General features: G+C 58.0%; 12 protein-coding genes. 3 read left to right on the forward strand and 9 right to left on the reverse strand.

Annotated elements, in window-relative coordinates; all coding sequences use genetic code 11:
• Positions 1 to 304: 304 nt before the first annotated feature.
• Positions 305 to 3,199, reverse strand: a complete 2,895-nt coding sequence (locus E5K02_RS16930; RefSeq protein ID WP_135396393.1) for a T9SS type A sorting domain-containing protein — start codon at positions 3,197 to 3,199, stop codon at positions 305 to 307.
• Positions 3,200 to 3,497: 298 nt separating this feature from the next.
• Entirely contained in the window at positions 3,498 to 6,146 is a 2,649-nt protein-coding gene (locus tag E5K02_RS16935; RefSeq protein WP_135396394.1) for a T9SS type A sorting domain-containing protein, read from the reverse strand.
• Between the two features lie 316 nt (positions 6,147 to 6,462).
• On the opposite strand from E5K02_RS16935, the gene E5K02_RS16940 reads away from it, so the two are divergent.
• The gene (locus E5K02_RS16940; RefSeq protein WP_135396395.1) at positions 6,463 to 6,918 is read left to right on the forward strand and encodes a hypothetical protein; all 456 of its coding nucleotides are present in this window, start codon (positions 6,463 to 6,465) and stop codon (positions 6,916 to 6,918) included.
• Between the two features lie 77 nt (positions 6,919 to 6,995).
• On the opposite strand, the gene E5K02_RS16945 is transcribed toward E5K02_RS16940, so the two are convergent.
• Positions 6,996 to 8,381 carry an FAD-dependent oxidoreductase gene (locus E5K02_RS16945; protein WP_135396396.1) on the reverse strand — a complete coding sequence of 462 codons (1,386 nt, stop codon included), beginning with the start codon at positions 8,379 to 8,381 and terminating at the stop codon, positions 6,996 to 6,998.
• 537 nt (positions 8,382 to 8,918) lie between these two features.
• On the opposite strand from E5K02_RS16945, the gene E5K02_RS16950 reads away from it, so the two are divergent.
• Complete coding sequence (locus tag E5K02_RS16950; RefSeq protein WP_167856460.1) at positions 8,919 to 11,648, forward strand: TonB-dependent receptor; 2,730 nt, start codon at positions 8,919 to 8,921, stop codon at positions 11,646 to 11,648.
• A gap of 51 nt (positions 11,649 to 11,699) precedes the next feature.
• Here the strand turns inward: E5K02_RS16950 and E5K02_RS16955 are convergent, their stop codons facing one another.
• From E5K02_RS16955 to E5K02_RS16975, 5 genes are all read right to left on the reverse strand, one after another.
• Positions 11,700 to 12,299 (reverse strand): alpha-ketoglutarate-dependent dioxygenase AlkB family protein, encoded by a 600-nt coding sequence (locus tag E5K02_RS16955; protein ID WP_135396398.1) that lies wholly within the window; start codon positions 12,297 to 12,299, stop codon positions 11,700 to 11,702.
• Positions 12,300 to 12,304: 5 nt separating this feature from the next.
• Positions 12,305 to 13,003, reverse strand: a complete 699-nt coding sequence (locus E5K02_RS16960; RefSeq protein ID WP_135396399.1) for a hypothetical protein — start codon at positions 13,001 to 13,003, stop codon at positions 12,305 to 12,307.
• 73 nt (positions 13,004 to 13,076) lie between these two features.
• Positions 13,077 to 14,360, reverse strand: a complete 1,284-nt coding sequence (kynU, locus tag E5K02_RS16965) for a kynureninase (RefSeq protein WP_135396400.1) — start codon at positions 14,358 to 14,360, stop codon at positions 13,077 to 13,079.
• Between the two features lie 134 nt (positions 14,361 to 14,494).
• The gene (locus E5K02_RS16970; RefSeq protein WP_240737329.1) at positions 14,495 to 15,523 is read right to left on the reverse strand and encodes an amidohydrolase family protein; all 1,029 of its coding nucleotides are present in this window, start codon (positions 15,521 to 15,523) and stop codon (positions 14,495 to 14,497) included.
• Between the two features lie 47 nt (positions 15,524 to 15,570).
• Positions 15,571 to 16,104, reverse strand: coding sequence for a 3-hydroxyanthranilate 3,4-dioxygenase (locus tag E5K02_RS16975; RefSeq protein WP_135396402.1), 534 nt, complete (start codon positions 16,102 to 16,104; stop codon positions 15,571 to 15,573).
• A 115-nt stretch (positions 16,105 to 16,219) separates the two neighbouring features.
• On the opposite strand from E5K02_RS16975, the gene E5K02_RS16980 reads away from it, so the two are divergent.
• Positions 16,220 to 17,011, forward strand: a complete 792-nt coding sequence (locus E5K02_RS16980; protein ID WP_135396403.1) for an SDR family oxidoreductase — start codon at positions 16,220 to 16,222, stop codon at positions 17,009 to 17,011.
• 16 nt (positions 17,012 to 17,027) lie between these two features.
• Here the strand turns inward: E5K02_RS16980 and E5K02_RS16985 are convergent, their stop codons facing one another.
• Complete coding sequence (locus E5K02_RS16985; protein WP_135396404.1) at positions 17,028 to 18,473, reverse strand: hypothetical protein; 1,446 nt, start codon at positions 18,471 to 18,473, stop codon at positions 17,028 to 17,030.
• Positions 18,474 to 18,697: the final 224 nt, after the last annotated feature.

The raw sequence follows: 18,697 nt of genomic DNA on the forward strand, positions 1-18,697 counted from the left end.
AGCAGGGCCAAGCTGCACAACGCCCATTGCCAACGGCGGAGGAGGGAGTAAAAAGTTTTCAACTGCAATGCAAAAAGGAATGAACACGATTCGTCGATAACAAATCTACCTTGTTACAGCCATTGATAAAATTCAATTTTTAAACAATTAATATTAAAAATTAAGCACCTATCATTCTCCTGAATTGTACAGTTAGCAACTAGTTTTATAAGTCGAATTAGCTATATAACCTATTGTTAATACAATAAAAAGCGGCGACCTACACAGGCCGCCGCTCTCGGGAAAGTCGAATTCAATTACCGTTTTACCGTTGTATTACTACTTGTTTGGTAGCGTGCTGCCCGGCGGCACGCACGGTAAGGGTATAGGTGCCGGCGCGTACGCTCGACGGGATGCGAAGCCGAATAGTGCGGGTGTTTGGGGTAGCGGCACTCTGGTACACTACCCGCCCTTGCACATCACTCAGGCTTACCGTAGTGCCGCTGCTTACTACTTCGGCAAGTTCAACCGTCAGATCCTGCACCACGGGGTTCGGATACACGTTGCTCAGCCAAGCAGCACCGGAGCTTTTCACCTGCACCGTAACAATGGGCGAATACGTGGCTGAGCCGTCCTGGTCAAGCTGGTGCAGTCGGTAGGCATACGTGCCAGCAGCCACGGTTTCATCCACATACGAGTAGCTACGAGCCGTCGTGCTGGTGCCCGCCGCCGCCTTGCGGCCCAGCACGTGGAAGGGCTTACCGCCCGCGGAGCGCTCTATTTCAAAGCGGCTGGTATTACGCTCCGAAGCCGTTTGCCAACGCAAGGCGACTCCCCGGTCCGTCGACTGCCCGGTAAAGCTCGTCAGCTGCACTGGTAGCGGGTTTACCACAAACACGTCGGAGGTGAAAACACCCCGGCCGTGGGTAGCAGCAGCCACGATTCGGTCGTTTTTACGGATGCGCAGCATATCGACCCGCACGTTGGCCAGGTTCGTGTTGGAGGGCTGCCAGGTAACGGCCGCGGCCGTTAGGTCATCGGTCGTCCAGACGCCTAGTTCGGTGGCTAGCATAGCCCGCTTGCCGCCGGTGGGGTCAAACACGACCCAGCGCACCGGCATATCGGGCAGATTGCCCTCGGCCGAAGCCCAGCTGGTGCCACCGTTCGTTGTCTGCCATACGCTCGTAACCCCGTAGTTGGAAACAGTAGCCAGAATATGCTGATCGGGGTCGGGAGTAGCCGCGCTGCGCTCTATGGCAATGCCGGAAATCGAAACGCCCGTGGGGCCCGTGGTATAGATGGGAGTAACGGTAGGCGTCGCCGTATTGGCATTATCAACACGGAAAATCTTCCCCGCGTTGGTACCCACATACACCCGGTTATCGACGTTGGGCGACACCGCTACATGCGTAACGACACCTGGCGCAGGCACACTGCTGGTAACCAGTGAGATGCTAGCCGACACGGGGGTGCCGGTAGCCTGCAACGTCCGGCGCAAATTGCCGGTCGTGTAGGCGTAGTACAGCGCATTGGCCTTGCTGTCATACTCCATCGGGTTGATGAAGGACCCGTTGTTGTCGGCAACCAGCGTAGTTGGAAACGACGTCCCACCGTTGCTGGAACGGTAGATGTTGCTGTAGACGTAGGTTCCAAACTGGTACTGCGGATTGTCCTCGTCAATAAAGCAGAAGGCCCCGTCCCCACCAATTACGTCCTGGGTATTGGTTCCGCTCAGCACGCCAAACTGCTGCGTGCCATTGTCCTGGGCACCGGCCAGAAAGTAACTGGTATTGGTAGGATGAACCGCCACGCTGTAGAACTGCGTGATGTTGAAGCCAGTGTTGATGTGGGTCAGCGTGGGAATGGTAGCCGTGGCGTTGGTTGAGCGGGCCACGCCGCCGTCGTTGCCAAAGTAGGCGTGCGTACCGGAAACAAAGACAACTGCGTGCTGGTCGGCATGGATTTCTTGAAACCCAAAGCCCCCGTACCAGTGCGTTACCTGTTGCCAGGCCACGTCGGTGGCATTGGTCGTAGCCCCATTCGAGGTTTTGAAAATATCGACGGCACCCACGAAGACCGTGTTCGGGTCCGTTGGCGAAACGCTGACGGCCAGATCATACCAGGCCTGGGTGCGGGTGAAGTCAGCATCGGGAATGCCCGGGTCAGCATCGTTGGGCTTGGGCAAGGCCTGCCAGGTGTTGCCCCCATCCAGACTGCGGTAGATACCATACAGCGTGTTGCGGGTAACGGCCGGCGTGCCCGCTCCGCTGCTGCAGAATAGGGCGTACATCTGGGCTGGGTTGCTGGGCGCTATAGCCAGTTCTACCCGCAACGTAGTTCCACTCGGCGGCAGCCCGGAGTTGGTTAGGGTATTTAGATTAGTGAAGCTGCCCGAATTACCCGTACTGGAACGGAAAATACCCCCACCGGTCGTACTGTTGCCCACGGTGAGGTATACCGTACCATCCGTTGGGTTCACGTCCACATCCGAGGCGCTGTTGGTGCTGAATGCCACGGCTTCCCAACTAGCGCCCTGGTCTTTGCTGCGCCGCAAGCCGCCCGTATTGGTAGCGGCGTACACCCAGCCGTTTTTATCAACTACAATTCGGTTGACGTAGTAAAAAGCGCTGATGGCATTGGTGCTGGCCAGCTGCGTCCAGGTTACGCCGTGGTCCGTTGACTTCCAGATACCCAGGCCCCGAATAGCATCAGCGTTGCCGAAGCCTTCCCCCGTACCGAAATACATAATGTCGGTATTTGTTGGGTCGTAGGCCAGGGTGGAAATGGCCATGTTGGCAAATGTGTCACTGACCTTGCTCCAGGTCGGCGAAGCACCCGCGGCGTTGTTAGACTTCCACAAACCTCCTCCTACCGAGCCGGCCCACACCTTATTGCCGGTGGCGTCGCTGGGGTCGGGCATGATGGCGCGTACCCGCCCGGCAATATTGCTAGGACCTTTTTCCGTCCAGTTGGCCGCACTCAAGCTGCCGCCAATAGCGCGTTGGCTGGCCCGCAACTCCAGCAGTTCGTCTATCTGGGCTTTGGCTTCTATCAGCCGCTCCCGGGGCACTGTGCCGGTGCGGGGGTCGCGCGTCAAGGCAGCTTCCTGCTCCTGCGCCAGATCAGGGCGGTCCGGGCGTCTCTCTTCCTCTTCTTCCTCCTCCGATTCCAAGCCACGCCCGCGGGGCGTGGGGCGTTGCGAATCAGAAAATTGCTGCAACTCGTAAGTACCTGCCGCTACTCCTAAGGTTAACAAGCCAGCACACAGCCATTGCAAGCTGCTTACAGATCGTAAAAGTGTTTTCAAAAGCTTTTAGGAAGGGTTTAAACATTACATTTTTCAAATATAAAGAGGAATATTATTGCGAACCTTCTTGATTAGGCCCAATAATTTTAGTATCAGAATGCTAAATAGTTTCTATTCTTATCCACATTAGCAATAGGGCATCGGCTATATGGAGCACAAAAAAGGGAGCTTCGCTTGAAGCTCCCTTTTGAGAATAAGCTATTGGGCAGGTTTACTTCTGCACCACCACTTGGCGAGTAGCCGTCTGCTTAGCATCGCGCACCGTAAGCGTGTATACGCCTGCGCTTAGGCTGCCGGGCGTATTCAGCTTGAGCAACCGCTCGGCGCTCTTCACGTCGGTTTTGTACACCACCCGACCCTGCATGTCCGTCAGGCTAACGGTAGTGCCGCTGGTAGCCGGCTGGCTCAGCTCTACATTTAGGTTCTGCACGAAGGGGTTAGGATACACGCTGCCAATGAATTTGTTATTAACGGCCACAGCACCTTTGTTAGCCAGGGCCACAAACACATCCGTGGTATACAAGCCACGGCCGTGCGTAGCGGCAACAATCTGCTTGTCCGATGAACGCATACGCAGCATATCTACCCGCACATTAGCGAGGCCATTGTTGATGGGCTGCCAGGCAACATCCGTCGACGTGAGGTCGTCGCAGCCCCATACCCCCAATTCGGTGGCGAGCAGGGCGCGCTTGTTGTTGGTTGGGTCAAACATAGCCCAGCGTACGGGCATGTCAGGCAGGTTGCCTTCCGTCGTGCGCCAGGTAGTGCCACCGTTCAGCGACTCCCATACACTAACGAGGCCATAGTTGGAATACGTTACCAGCATGTGGTTTTCGTTGCCCTCTTCCAGGGCCACGCACGAAACCGAACCAGAACCAGCCCGAACCTCCGTAATGACCGGCGTAGCAGGGGCGACGGCCAGTGCATTGTCGATGCGCAGCACCCGACCGGTGTTGGTACCTACAAATACCCGGTCATCTACCATTTTGGAAACCGTAACGTGGGTTACCATACCCGCCGTGGAGGGCAGGGTAATAGTCTGGGTTACGTTGGCGGTAGTAGCATTGGGCCACACAAACAGCGTCCCGGTCTTCGAAGCCGCGTACATGGTATTGCGCTTGCTGTCGTAATCGGTCGGGTTGATGAAAGCACCGTCGTTGTTGGTGATGGTGCGGGGGAACGAAACCCCGCTGTTGCTCGAGCGGTAGTAGTTGCTGTACACATAGGATGTGAACTGGAACTGGGGCTCGTTTTCATCGATAAAGCAGAAGGCACCATCACCACCCGAAGCTTCGGTAGTCGTGTTTACGCCAGCAGCCGTGAATTTCTGGCTACCGTTATCCTGGGCACCGGCCAAAAAGTAATTAGGCAGGGTGGGGTGAATGGCTACGGCGTAGAACTGGGTTACGTTCAGGCCATTGTTGCGCAGACGGAAGGCAGGATTGGTCGTACCAAACGCATTCATGGTCAGCGAAACGCCACCGTCACAACCAAAGTAAGCCATGTTGCCATCCGCGGAACCGAAGGCTACAGCATGCTGGTCGGCGTGCACGTACTGCGAGCTGTTGCGGCTCGTGCTCCAGTACGAAGTCTGCTGCCATACTACGGGCGAAGCACTGGCGTCCAGGGTGCGGAACAAATCCACGCCCCCGATGTAGATCTGGTTGGCATTGCTAGGCGACACGCCAATGGAAAGGTCGTACCAGGCCTGGCCACGGGTGAAGTCATCCGAATTCTCCCAGCGAGGTTTGTTGAGAGCTGTCCAGGTGGTACCACCATCATTAGAGCGGTAGATGTTCAGCAGTGCGTCGTTGGTGCCCTGGAACATAGCGTACACGCGCTTGGCATCGCTCGGGGCGCAGGCCAACTCGATACGCTCATAATCAGCCACGGGCAAGCCCGAGCCGGCCAGGGTATTGAGGTTGGTCCAGCTGCCGAGGTTACCCGTCGTCGAGCGGTAGAGAGCATCGGTGCTTTGTACACCCATGCCCACGTAAATGGTGTTGTCGGCGCCGATTTCGATATCAGCAGCGCGGTCGGTAGCGGCACCAGCCGTACCAGCACCCAGCACTTTTTCCCAGGACGTACCACCGTTGGTGCTCCGCATCAGGCCCCCGCGCGTGGCGGCGTACACATCACCCGTTACGGGATGTACTACTAGCTTCAGTACATACTGGAAGATGCTGCTGCGGGCAGTGCTGCTCAGCTGCGTCCAGGTTGCGCCATGGTCAACCGACTTCCAGATACCCAAGCCCCGCACGGCGTCGGCGTTGTAGTAGCCTTCCCCCGTACCGAAGTACATGATGTTGGGGTTGGCAGGGTTGAAGGCAATAGCCGTAACGGCCAGGTTAGAAAAGAAATTGTCGACACTCTGCCAGGTCGGGGTAGTGGCCGCACCGTTGGTGGTTTTCCACAGGCCGCCACCAGCGGTGCCGGCCCATACCGTGTTGCCGGTAGCATCGCCGGGGTCAACGACCAGGGCCCGGATACGACCACCAACGTTGTTGGGGCCGCGCTCTACCCAGCGGGTTTCGGCCAGGCTACCCGGGGGCACACGCTGATTGGCGCGCTGGGCTACTAGTTGCTCGGCATACTCCTGGGCTACCAGCAGCCGCTCCCGGGGCACAGTTCCTAGGGCTAGGTCCATGGTGCGGGCTACGTCCTGCTCCAACGCCAAATCGGGCCGGTCTTCGTTTTCTTCTTCCTCTTCCTCTTCACCTTCGAGGCGCTGCTCGAGGCTTTGAGACGCGGCCGTAATACTACCGCGCTGCCAAAAGAATAAGGTACTGCCAAAAGCGGTGATAATGCCCAGCAATAGCAAGGCCCACCATTGTCGGGTGCGTGAAGGTGATGATTTCACAAGTTAGAGAGTAAAATAGAACAAAAGGAAGGTGATTTGAGCAGTGAAAAACATGGCTAATCTAAGCCTTTACTGGAAATAAATATAATGCTTTTGGTAGTTTTGACGTTCTATGAACAGCTCATTAATTTTTTATTAATACTTGAACAAGCTGATAGCCAATATATTATCTGGTATATTTCACCCGTTACTGATTCCTTCGTATCTATTTTATATGATATGTTATCAGTTGCCGGGCACGATAATACAGCCTGATCCGGCCGACCGATGGGTTGTATTAGCTATAGTTTTTGCTTTTACATTTCTGCTGCCGTCTTTGGGTACAGGTGCCCTCTACTGGTTTGGCCACGTCAATTCTCTACTGCTCCGGGAACGGGCGCAGCGGCCTTTACCCCTGCTGCTGGGGGCTTTCAGTTTTGGGGTAGCTACTACGGTACTCTACCAGCCCCGCATATTCGATGTGTTGCTCAGCCAGATTATGGTTGGGATGACGCTAGCCGTATTCCTGACCTTTCTTATCTCCCTGCGTTGGAAAATCAGTGCGCACGGGGTAGGTATGGGCGGGGCCCTAGGGCTCGTGCTGCTGTTTCATCTGACGGGCCCTAGTACGTATACCGTCTGGGGTTTACTGGTACTGGTGCTGCTAGCCGGCAGTGTCCTGAGTGCGCGCCTAGCCCTGGATGCGCACACACCAGCTGAGGTCTGGGCAGGGCTGAGCTTAGGCATTGGGCTGGTATTTGGGCTGAGCCTCGGGCTGTGGCTCGCTCATTGACACGCTGACCTCGCCCGGCCGGCCGGTATCTTTCTTCCAACGGTGTAGAGCCTGGAGTTGGGAGCCAACGGCTACTACTACCTGCGCTGAGCCATTTCCTGGTGCACTAGTGCCTGTACTTCGGGCCGGTCGTAATCAGCTTCGGTATGAATGTGCGCCATCAGGCGCTGCATGATGCTTTCCTGCTGCTGTCCGCTCTGCCAGGCCTGCGCATACGGAGTGTGGGAGAAAGTCACCTGGGAGTAAAGCGGCGTCCACTTGCCCGGGTACTGAGCGGCAATCTTACTTTCAATCTTCTTTTGCAGCAAAAACCGCGGGTCCCCGACCCGGTCGCGCATTTCCTGGAAGTTATAAACGGCCAGGTCGGCAATGGCGTCGGTATCAGGCTTGCGCTGCTGCTGAAACTGGCTGAATATAGCGTGCCAGTCGGTGCCCAACTGTTCCATCAGCTGATCGAGCACCCGGCAGTCTTCAAAGCCGGCGTTCATTCCCTGCCCGTAGAACGGCACAATGGCGTGGGAAGCATCGCCCAGCAAGAGCACGTCGTCGTCGAAAGCCCAGGGAAAGCACCGGATGGTGACCAGAGAGCCGGTGGGGTTGCGGAAAAACTCGTCGGCCAGCTCCGGCATCAGTGGCACCACATCGGGAAACACGGCCTGGAAAAACTGCTCTACCTGCGCCGGCGTCTGCAGAGTGGCGAAGGAGTGCGGCCCTTCGTAGGGGAAAAACAGGGTACAGTTGAACGAGCCGTCGAGGTTGGGCAGGGCTATCATCATGTACTGCCCCCGTGGCCAGATGTGCAGCGCATTCTTCTCCAGCAGCCACTCCCCTCCGGGACCAGGCTCAATGTTCAGTTCCTTGTAGCCGTATTCCAGGTAGCTTTGGGAGTAGTTGTACCGTTCCGTTTTCTGCAAGGCGCTACGAACGGCCGAAAAGGCCCCGTCGGTCCCGAACAGGCGGCGGAAGGTGAGGTGCTGCTCCTCCCCCGTCGTTGCATCACGCAGGTCCAGTTGCCGGTTCCGCACATCGAGGCCCACGCACTGCTGGTTGAAGTGCAAGCGAATTTGGGGATTTGCCTCGGCCAGACTGAGCAAGGTCCGGTTCAGACCAGCCCGCGACACGGAGTAAATAGCCTGATTATCCTGGCCGTAGGGCTGGTAGCTCAAGTTGCCGTGAACATCGTGCATTACCCGCCGGTACATCGGAATAGCCACCTGACGAATTTGCTCGCCGATGCCCACTTCCTCCAAAGCCCGCCAGCCCCGGTCCGACAAGGCCAGGTTGATGGAGCGGCCTTCCACGGAGCCACTCTGCCGCATGTCGGCCCGGCGTTCGTACACGTCGACCGTATGCCCCCGGCGGGCCAGAAATAGGGAAAGAAGCGAACCGACCAAGCCGGCGCCCATAACGGTAAGTGCTTCAGGAGAAGTGCTATTGGAGGAAGAAAGAGGTTGGACGGGCATACAGGGGTGGAGAACTGGAGCAGACGAGGAGACTAATAAGAACGAAAGTAAGCCTTTCCGATTAGTTGATTGGGCCGGTAATTATCCAGCTTCAACGGGTAAGGACCTGAGGTTGGACGGAAATACGAAAAGTCGAGCTCCCGACGGCAGTACCTTGCGCTGTTTAGCAACGGACAAGTAGGGAGCAGAGCAGTGCGGATGAGTTGCTTCTTGCTCTTCTTAAGTACTGGTAACAGGCTGCTAAAGTATTTCTTGGTAGTGGGCTTGTGGGCTGGTACTAACTTACGCGGACTGTTCAGGCCACTACCGATTTCAGGCGGGGCGCCCTCTACGAGTATAATTGAACTTTTACCTCTCTTCCTTACCCTTGCCGGGAGGCTACAACAAGTCCGCTTGTTGAAATTATTCAACTTCTTCATTCAACAAACCCTAAGATACCCAACATCTTGTTATTTGGATGTTCGGCATGGCTACGTTAATTTTGTCAGATTCTTTGCGCTGTTTTTTCGCTTTCCCCCACCTTTTGCACACTTTTCTATGAAGCAACCTTACCATTTTCTACTTATCCTCTTTGCTCTGCTCTTAACTGGCACCAGCGCCCGGGCCCAGGACGATATTACCGTCAGCGGAGTAGTACAAACGGAAGCCGGCGAAGCGTTGCCTGGCGCTACGGTATTTGTCAAAGGCACTTTTATTGGCAGCAGCACCGACCGGGAAGGCAAGTTTCAGCTGCGTGCCGACTTCAGCACGCCACCGGTAGTGTTATCCGTTTCTTTTGTAGGCTACGAAAGCCGGGAAATTACCCTGCAGCAGCCTGACGCGGCCGTGAAAGTGCAGCTCAAATTAAACTCGGTGCTGACCAGTGAAGTAATTGCTTCGGCCTCGCGGGTAGAAGAAGGTATTTTGCAGGCTCCGGTAACGGTGGAAAAGCTCAACGCCCAGCAAGTAGAGCGCATCACGACGGCCGATTTGCAGGGTGGCCTGAGCCAGTACAAGGGAATTGACGTGAACAGCAGCAGCCTGCTGATGAACTCTATCAGTACCCGGGGCTTTAACTCGGCTAAGTCGGAGCGTCTGATTCAGCTAACCGACTACTTCGATACCCAAAGCCCCAGCCTGAACGTGAATGCAGGTAACCTGACGGGCCTGCCCGAGCTGGATGTGGAAAGCGTGGAAATCATCCACGGGCCCGCCTCGGCCCTGTACGGTGCCAACGCCTTCAACGGGGTGCTGCTGCTGAACTCGAAGGATCCTTTCGTTAGCGAAGGCCTGAGCGTACGGGTGCGCGGCGGTGAGCGGAGCTATTTCGATGGACAGCTGCGCTACGCAAAAAAGCTCGGCGAGAAGTTTGCCTTCAAAGTAGTCGGCTCCTATACCATGGCCGATGACTGGCTGGCTGCTAACTACTCGGCTACGAACACTGTAATAGAACGCCGCAACAACGCCGAGGGCTCAACGCTGGGCTACGATGCAGTAAACCGTTACGGTGACCTGGGCAACACGTTCACCAGCACCCAGCCGTTGCCAGGTGGCGTATCGTCCGAGTTGGTTGGCAAGACAGTATTTCTGCCGGGCTTCACCGAATCGACGCTGATTGCCGACGACAACAAGGCCAAAGCCGTTAAAGTCCATCCCAGCCTTTCGTACCTGCTGACTGACAACGTAAAAATGACGGTAGGCTACTCCTACGCGCGGGGCACGGCCAGCTACCAGAGTGCCAGCCGTTACCGCCTGCGCGACTTCGGCATCAACCAGCTACACGGCGAAATCAAGGGCAGCAAGTGGTTCTTGCGCGGCCAGTCGGTGCAGGATTTCGGCGGCGAATCATACGATTTAACCTTCCTGGGCTCGTTTATTCAGACTTCGCCGGTAGCGGAAGGCAGCTCCGTACGCTACATCGACCAGTATCTGGGCACCTACAATGCCGCCTACAAAGGCGCCCGCAGCCAGGGCCAGAGCATGGAGGCAGCCCAGGCTTTTGCCCAGGCCCAGGCCAATGCCACGCAGCTTGACCCGAGCAGCCCCCGCTTCAACGAGCTTCGGTCGCGCATCATCAACGACCCTCGGCCCGGCCTGGGAGCCAAGCTCAGCCCGAGCTCCTATTTGAATGAAGGCAATGCCCAGTACAACTTTACCCTGGCCCCAAGCACGAACCTGATTGTTGGCGCGGCTTACCGCAAATTCCGCCTGGGCTCGAACGGCAACTTCTTCTCCGACGACAACGCGCGTATTCAGAATGATGAGCTCGGGGGCTATGCCCAGCTGACCCACACCATGCTGGGCGACCGGCTGAAATTAGCCCTGGCCGGCCGCGTGGATGCGTTTAAGAACTTCGATGCCGCCTTCTCGCCCCGAGCGTCGGCCGTGTACTCGGCGGGTGCCAACAAGGAGCATAACTTCCGGGCCAGCTTCGGCCGCGCCTTCCGCTCGCCTACCCAACTCGACCAGTACGTGCGCATCGACGTGGGCCAGGTACTGCTGCTGGGCAACGTCGGTGGTGGCTTCCAAGGCTACACGCTGGCGGCAGCCAACGGCCAGGTAATTGGCGCGGCCCAGTCCAACCCCGGTATCCTGACGCAGTATGAGTACACTGCTGCCCCCCTGAAGCTGGAGCGCCTGGGTACCTACGAAGTAGGCTACAAAGGGACTTTCAAGGACAAGGTGGTCGTGGATGTGAATTACTTCCGCAGCTACTACAACGACTTTATCGGGGCCCAGCGCTTCGTGGGCAACCGCGACGGCAGCCGCCCCTCGGCCCAGCAGCTGGGCGCCAGCGCCACTACCCTGCAAACGCCGGGTGCGGGCAACACCCGGATTCTGCAGGTGTGGACCAACGCCAGTCAGGAAGTACAGACGCAGGGTGCCGCCCTGGGCCTGAGCTACAACGTAACCCGGCCCTTGACCATTACGGCCAACTACTCGCTGAATGTAATTAACGAAGACAAGCTACCCGAAGGCTTCCAGACGTTCTTCAATACGCCCAAGCACAAGTACAACATCGGCGCCAATGGCTTGGTAGCCCGCCACTTCAACTACTCGGTAAACTACCGCTGGGCCCAGAGCCACCTCTACGAAATGCCTTTCGCCGTAGGTACGCTCAATGACTACAGCTCCGTGGACGCTTACGTGGGCTACGTGATTCCCAAGGTTTTCACGACCATTCAGGTAGGTGGATCCAACCTGTTTAATGCCAACAACACGCAGGTATACGGTGGCCCCAACATTGGCCGCCTGCTCTTCGCCGGCCTGCTGATTGACATCAAATAGGCTTGGCTTAGCTTTACAAAAAAGGCTCCTTGCAATAGCAAGGAGCCTTTTTTATGTATTTATAATTCGCCGAAACGTCAGATTTAGCCGGGGGCCGACGGGCTGGGCCGTCTTCGGCACGGCGTGCAGCCACTGCTGTTGGGTAAGGCCGCGCATTACTAGCAGGCTACCCGAAGTCAGCTCCAGCGTGAGAGGCGGGTGCGGCGTCTGCTGGACATCGCGGGGCTTGAGGCGAAACCGGCGCGTGGAACCCAGGCTCACCGACGCAATTACGGGCTCAAGACCCAATTCAGGCTCATTATCAGCGTGCCAGCCCATACTATCCTGCCCCGTACGATAAAGGTTCAGCAACACACTGTTAAACCGGGCATTGGTAGCGGCTTCTACTTGCGTGCGCAGAGCCTGCAGGACGGGTGTCCAGGGTTGAGGTACCCACGCCAGGCCCGAGTAGGTATAGTGCGCTGTCGGTTCGCCGTGCCAGGCCGTAAGGCGGGGTTGGGGCACCGCTTTGCCAAACAGCTTAATAGATTCCTGCCGCCAAGCAATGCTGTGGGTCAGTTCCAGTAACAGCCGCTGGGCTTGGGTGGGAGGCAGAAAAGCAGAATCGAGCAGCACCTCGGCCGCCGGCAACGGAAGCAGGGTAAGCGACATCCCCCCTATTGTTTCATCATCTGCTCCATGTCCTTCTGCATTTTCTGAACCTCCTTCGGCTGCTGCTGCATCAGGTAAGGAAGAGCTTTTTGCAACCCCCAGACAATTAGAAAGCTCACCAGCATGGGAATGATGATGCCGCGGCTCCGGTAGTTGTTGGTATGCACATAGCGCGGCCAAAACCAGCGCAGATACACCAGCAAGGCTGGTACATTAAACAAGAGGCTGGCCAGAAACGGGTGTAAGCCCTGCTGGAAAATCGCCCAGGCCAGTACTTGGGAGGCCACAAAAAAGTAGATGAGTATGAAGCCGATCAGGCCCAATAAGGCCCGCTTGTGCCCCAGCCGGAACAAATTCATTCCCAACAGGACGCCACCGCCTATCATCATGGATATCGGTAGCACGGAAAACAGCACAATGGTACTCTGGGAGTACAGCTCGGGCACAGCCGTCGGCGACTCCGCCTCGGCCTCCTCCCGCTCCATCAGCTGGCGGGCTTCCAACTCGCGACTAACCTGGGCTTGCACGGCCGCCTCCAACTCCGGGCGCACCAAGGCTTCCTCGGGGTGAGGCTGGCCCCGACGGCTTAGCTCGTCAAAAGCCGCCAGTACGGCGTCGTCGCGGTACTGGGCCCGGCCCTCCACGTACTGACGCAGCTCGGCATCGGTTTTGCGGGCCATTTTCTCCGCGTATTCTTCGGCCATGACTAAAGGAAAAGGGAACGTACTAGAAACTACTTCCTGCTTCTACGTAGAACCCGTAATTAAAATTGAATAACTATTTGGCTTTTCCGGCCCACTGCGCCAGCACTTCCCCGGCCCGCTGCACATCAGCAAACGAGTTGTAGAGCGGCACCGGCGCCAGCCGAATCACATTGGGCTCCCGCCAGTCGGCAATGATGCCCGCGCCGGCCAGGTAGTCGAACAAAGCCCGGCCGTTGTGGTGCACCAGCATCGACAGCTGACAGCCGCGGGCGGCCGGGTCGGCGGGCGTAATAATTTCCAGGGTTTGGCGGGGCAGCTCCAGGCTGCGCACCAAAAACTCCAGGTAAGCAGTCAGCTTTTCACTTTTTTTGCGCAGGGCCGGCATGCCCCCGGCCTCGTCCACAATGGCTAACGAAGCCCGGTGAATAGCCATGGGGAAAATCTGGGCATTGGAGAGCTGCCAGCCCGCCGCCCCAGCCATGGGCCGAAAGCCTTTTTTCATCTGAAACCGGTCGGTCGGGTCGTGGCCCCACCAGCCAGCCAGGCGCAGCAAATCGGGGCGGTGAGCAAACCGTTCGTGCACAAACACGCCGGAGGTGCCGCCGGGCCCCGAGTTCAGGTATTTGTAGGTGCACCAGCAGGCAAAATCCACGTCCCAGTCGTGCAGCTGCAGTTCCAGGTTGCCGGCCGCGTGGGCCAGGTCGAAGCCGACGTTGGCGCCCACGGCGTGCCCGGCTTTGGTAATAGCTTCCATGTCGAAAGCCTGCCCGGTATAGTAATTCACCCCGCCCAGAATAATGACGGCCAGGGACTCGCCCAGCTCCCGAATTTTGGCCTCAATGTCTTCGGTGCGCAGCGTATGCTCGCCGGGCCGGGGCACCAGTTCCACAATGGCCTCGTCGGGCGCGAGGCCGTGCAGCTTCACCTGCGACTCCAACGCGTACTGGTCGGAGGGAAACGCCCCGCCTTCCATCAGCACCTTATAGCGCGTGGCCGTGGGCTGATAAAAAGAAATCAGCAGCAGGTGCAGGTTGGTGGTCAGGTTATTCATCACCACTACTTCCACCGGCTTGGCGCCCACCAGGCGGGCAGTGCTGTCGGTCAGGGTTTCGTGGTAGTGCATCCAGGGCGAAGTGCCGTGAAAGTGCCCTTCCACGCCGTGTTTTTCCCAGCTCTCAAACTCCTGCTCCACGGCCGCCCGGGCGGCTTTGGGCAGCAGCCCCAGCGAGTTGCCGCACAGATACACGCTCGGCTGCCCATCCGGGGCCAGCGGAATGTGAAACCGGTTACGAAAATCGCGCAAGGCATCCTGCTCGTCAAGAGCAGCGGCAAATTCGGGCGTGGACTGAAAGTTCATAGCGGTAAAAAGGTGGCGGGCCGGGTTGGGCCACCACACCAGTAAAAGCGGACAGCCCCGTGGGCGGGCTCAGAATAGTCGGGCCGATAGATGCTTCCACTTCTATCTGCGGCCCCTAAAGGTAGACGCAAAACTTACTTGGCAGCCATTATCTTGGCAAAGGAGTGCTGGGGCAGTCCCAGCCAATCCAGGGCATTGGCTCCCAGCATCCGGGCTTTCATCTCATCGGGGAAGGGCATGGACTCAATCAGTTGGCCGGGCTCCAGCTCCCCCAATGGGAAGGGGTAATCGGTACCCAGCACAATCTTATTCGGCCCCAGGGTTTTGACCAAGTACTCGAGCATTAGCGGGTCGTGCACCAGGGAGTCGACCCAAAAACGGCCCAGGTACTCGCGCGGGTTCACCGGATTGTCGACGGCGCACAAGTCGGGCCGCACGTGAAAGCCGTGTTCGATGCGCCCAATGGTGGAAGCAAAGGAGCCGCCGCCGTGGGCCACGGCCACGCGCAGCTTGGGCAGGCGCTCCAGCACCCCGCCAAAAATCAGGGAGCACAGGGCCAGAGTACTTTCGGCCGGCATACCGACCAGCCAGGGCAGCCAGTATTTCGGCATTTTCTGCTGGGCCATCATATCCCAGGGGTGTACAAACACGCAGGCACCCAGCTCCTCAGCGGCCGCAAACACCTCGAACAGCTCGGGCGCGTCCAGGTTCCAGTCGTTGACGTGGGAGCCAATCTGCACCCCGGCCATGCCCAGCTCTTTCACGCAGCGCTCCAGCTCCTTCACGGCCAGATCGGGCGCCTGCATCGGAATAGTGCCCAGGCCCACAAACCGGTCGGGGTAGCGGGCCACCACGCCGGCAATATGGTCGTTGAGCAGCCGGCTCAGGTCCAGGGCATCGAGGGGCTTGGCCCAGTAGCTGAACATGACGGGCACCGTGCTAAGCACCTGCACATCGACGCCGAACTGGTCGTACTCGCGCATGCGCACCTCGGGGTCCCAGCAGTTGTCCTGAATTTCGCGGAAAAACTTGTCGTCCTGCATCATGCGGGCACAACAGGGCTTGTGGTGTTCGAGCCGGATAAAGCCGCCGTAACCGTACCGTTCGCGCAGGTCGGGCCAGGTTTCGGGCAGAATATGGGTGTGAATATCGATTTTGAGCACGGGTGGGATGCTGCAGGTAATAGTAGGTAAAGCCGGCCAGCAGGGGGTTAGTCAGCTTTCACCGGGGCGGGCGGCGCCATCACGGTGCCGCAGTTCGAGCAGGTCCGTTTCTCTTCCGAGGCCCAGAACCGGTTCATGATGGGCGGCAGCTGCTGCACGATGTCGGTAATTTCGGCAAACTCCTCGTAGAGTTTGGTGCCGCAGTTTTCGCAGTACCACTGAAAGCCGTCCAGCTCCCCGGCCGTACGGTAACGCTCCAGCACCAGCCCCACCGTTCCGGCGGGCCGGCGCGGCGAGTGGGGCACGCCCCCGGGCAGCAGAAACATTTCCCCAGCCTTGATTTCGATATCGACCGGTTTGCCATCCTCGATAATCTTGACGACGATGTCGCCCTCAATTTGCAGGAACAGCTCTTCGCCCTCGTCGTAATGGTAGTCTTTGCGGGCATTGGGCCCGCCTACCACCATGACGATAAAGTCTTTGTTGTCTTTGAACACCTGCTGATTACCCACCGGCGGCTTGAGCAGGTGGCGGTGTTCGTCAATCCACTTCTGGAAATTAAAGGGGCGAGCGACGGGCATATGCGGGGCGGTTGGGAGGATAATAAAGCGGCCGGAACCGTTGCCCAACTTACGCAAAACCCCGCAACTGTGGCTAGCAGCCCACGGAAACGACTATTTCCCTACTTTTAACCCGATGCAACTCGACCTCACTTCCCATTACGCCCTGGTAGGCGGCAGCACGCAGGGCATTGGCCGCGCCGTAGCTGAGGAACTCGCCCACCTGGGTGCTACCGTTACGCTGCTGGCCCGCAACGAAGCCAGCCTGCAGCAGGCCGCGGCCGAACTGCCCCGCCCCCAGGGTCAAGCCCACGACTACCTTGTGGCCGACTTCAACGACCCGGCTACGCTGGCCAGCCGCCTGCACGACTACCTGCAAACCCACCCCGCGGGCTTTCACATCTTGGTCAACAACACCGGGGGCCCGGCCGGGGGGCCGATTCTGGCGGCCCCAGTCGACGCATTCCGGGCAGCTTTCGAGCAGCATCTGATTTGCAACCACCTTCTGGCTCAGGCCGTGGTGCCGGGTATGCAGGCCCGGGGCTACGGCCGCATCATCAACGTTATCAGCACGTCGGTGAAGCAGCCCCTGGCCGGGTTGGGCGTTTCGAATACCATTCGGGCGGCGGTGGGCAACTGGGCCAAAACGCTGGCCAACGAGCTGGGCGGCAGCGGTATTACCGTTAATAATGTGCTACCGGGCGCTACCGTAACGCAGCGCCACACGTCGTTAATCGAGAAAAAAGTAGCGCAAACGGGGCAGTCGGTTGAGGAAATTGAGGCCGGTATGCTACGTTCCATTCCCGCGGGCCGCTTTGGGCAGGCCCAGGAAGTGGCCGCCGCCGTGGCCTTCCTCGCGTCGCCAGCGGCGGGCTACATCAATGGGATTAATGTGCCGGTGGACGGGGGGCGCACCGGCAACCTGTAGGTAGATTCTGCTCCTACTACTGCACCTGTGCCGTGGGGCTGGTAAACTCCATTTGCTGCTGCGCGGTAGCCGACACCGTAAAGCACAGCCACATAAACAGCCCGAAGCCAAGGCCAACGAGCAGCAGCTGCGGGAGCTTGACCCGTCGCCAGGTCCATTCCGTTGGCCAGCCAAAGAAAGCTACGGCATAGAGCAGCAAGTGCAGCGGAATCAGAAACCGGCATTCGATAATCAGCGGCACCGAGGCCAGGCAGGTTATCAGAATAGCGGCCAGTAGCAGCCAGTGCCGCGGCTGCACGGCCCGGATGCGCCGAACGATAACCAGCAGCGCCACAAAAAGCACGGTGTACACCACCAGGCGGTTTAGCAACGTAGAGCCGAAGATGTTGTAGATGTAAGGTCCCGAGTACAGCAAGTCCAGGCCGTTGAAGAAGTGCCGCACGTACACCTTCAGCATGCCCACCGGATGACGACCGACAAAGGCGAAATACTCGCCGTAGGTATCGAAGTTGTCCCGGCCTTCCTCAGCCAGCATGGCCTTGCCTTCCGGGTCGAAAAAGGAAACCTGGGGCTTGGGATACGTGGGCCCGACATTGGATTCGTACCGCTGCCGGCTCACGCCCTCTTTCAGCAGAAACAAGTACAGGCTCTGCTTTTTGCCGGAGTACACGTCGCCGGCGCCTTCGGCCAGCACCAAGTAGCTGTTCGAGTTGTAGCTGTTGGTATTAATCAGGTACTGGGGAGCCCCCACCAGAAGAAAGGCCGCGGCAAAGACGAGAATCCGGCTCACTGCCGCTTTCACCAACCCTGGGCTAGTGGCCTGCCGGTGCTGCACCCAGAGTTGCTGTACCAGCAAAGCCAGCACAAAAGGCACGCTCAGCAGATACAACGGGCGCATATAAACCGCGGCGGCCACCAGTGCCCCCACGGCAAAAATGGTCGGTAGGCTTGTGGATTGGTAGAGCAACAGCAGGGCGGTAAACAACACCAGCGTGCTCGGAAAGTCGGTTAGGGTGAAGTTGAAGTAGTCGCGCCACAGGACAAAGCACACCACAATAAAGAGCAGGCGCCGCAGGGCAGTAACGGGCCGCCCGGTGACTTTCTCCCACAACGCCGGGCACACTACGCCAAACAGAGCCCCGGCCCACAGCGCCCCCAGGAACTTGATTACCCCCGCCGACTCTCCTTCCAGCGACTCCCGCACCAGCACTGTGGCCGGGTAATTCAGCAGCGGATACAGGTAGCCGCGCAGGGCGGTGTCAAAATTATAGATGGAAAATTGTCCCCCGCCGTCTACATCAAAGCTTTTGGCAAGTAGCCAGTAGAATTCCGCGTCGTAGTACTGGTCCTCGAAGCGGGAGGTTTGCAGATGGACGGTGAATAGGATGAAGGTCAGTAAAAACCACAGCCACTTGTTGCGGCTTTCCCACCAACGCACCCGCAAGGAGTTAGAATCAGGCATATTGAGGTAAGCTAAAAGCCACTGGCCGCTTTGCCCACTGCAGGAGTGAATAGCCGCCACTGTTTTTGTAATACGCGCCGCAAAAAGCAGCTTCAATTATCTTTCTGCAAGCCGGCACCCGAGCTGCTCATAACTCACAAATGACAGACGGGGCAGCCAGTCAAATTCGGGCAAAGATAGACGGGCCGCCTGATATCCGACTAGCGGTTGCCGGGCTACCTAGC

Origin of the sequence: Hymenobacter metallicola (assembly GCF_004745645.1) — a bacterium.
GTDB lineage: Bacteria > Bacteroidota > Bacteroidia > Cytophagales > Hymenobacteraceae > Hymenobacter > Hymenobacter metallicola.

Bases quoted from the DNA above. Each gene is read 5' to 3' on its own strand.
- E5K02_RS16945 (WP_135396396.1), bottom strand. From the start codon at position 8,381: ATGCCCGTCCAACCTCTTTCTTCCTCCAATAGCACTTCTCCTGAAGCA.
- E5K02_RS16950 (WP_167856460.1), top strand. From the start codon at position 8,919: ATGAAGCAACCTTACCATTTTCTACTTATCCTCTTTGCTCTGCTCTTA.
- E5K02_RS16955 (WP_135396398.1), bottom strand. From the start codon at position 12,299: ATGTCGCTTACCCTGCTTCCGTTGCCGGCGGCCGAGGTGCTGCTCGAT.
- E5K02_RS16960 (WP_135396399.1), bottom strand. From the start codon at position 13,003: ATGGCCGAAGAATACGCGGAGAAAATGGCCCGCAAAACCGATGCCGAG.
- kynU (WP_135396400.1), bottom strand. From the start codon at position 14,360: ATGAACTTTCAGTCCACGCCCGAATTTGCCGCTGCTCTTGACGAGCAG.
- E5K02_RS16975 (WP_135396402.1), bottom strand. From the start codon at position 16,104: ATGCCCGTCGCTCGCCCCTTTAATTTCCAGAAGTGGATTGACGAACAC.
- E5K02_RS16980 (WP_135396403.1), top strand. From the start codon at position 16,220: ATGCAACTCGACCTCACTTCCCATTACGCCCTGGTAGGCGGCAGCACG.
- E5K02_RS16985 (WP_135396404.1), bottom strand. From the start codon at position 18,473: ATGCCTGATTCTAACTCCTTGCGGGTGCGTTGGTGGGAAAGCCGCAAC.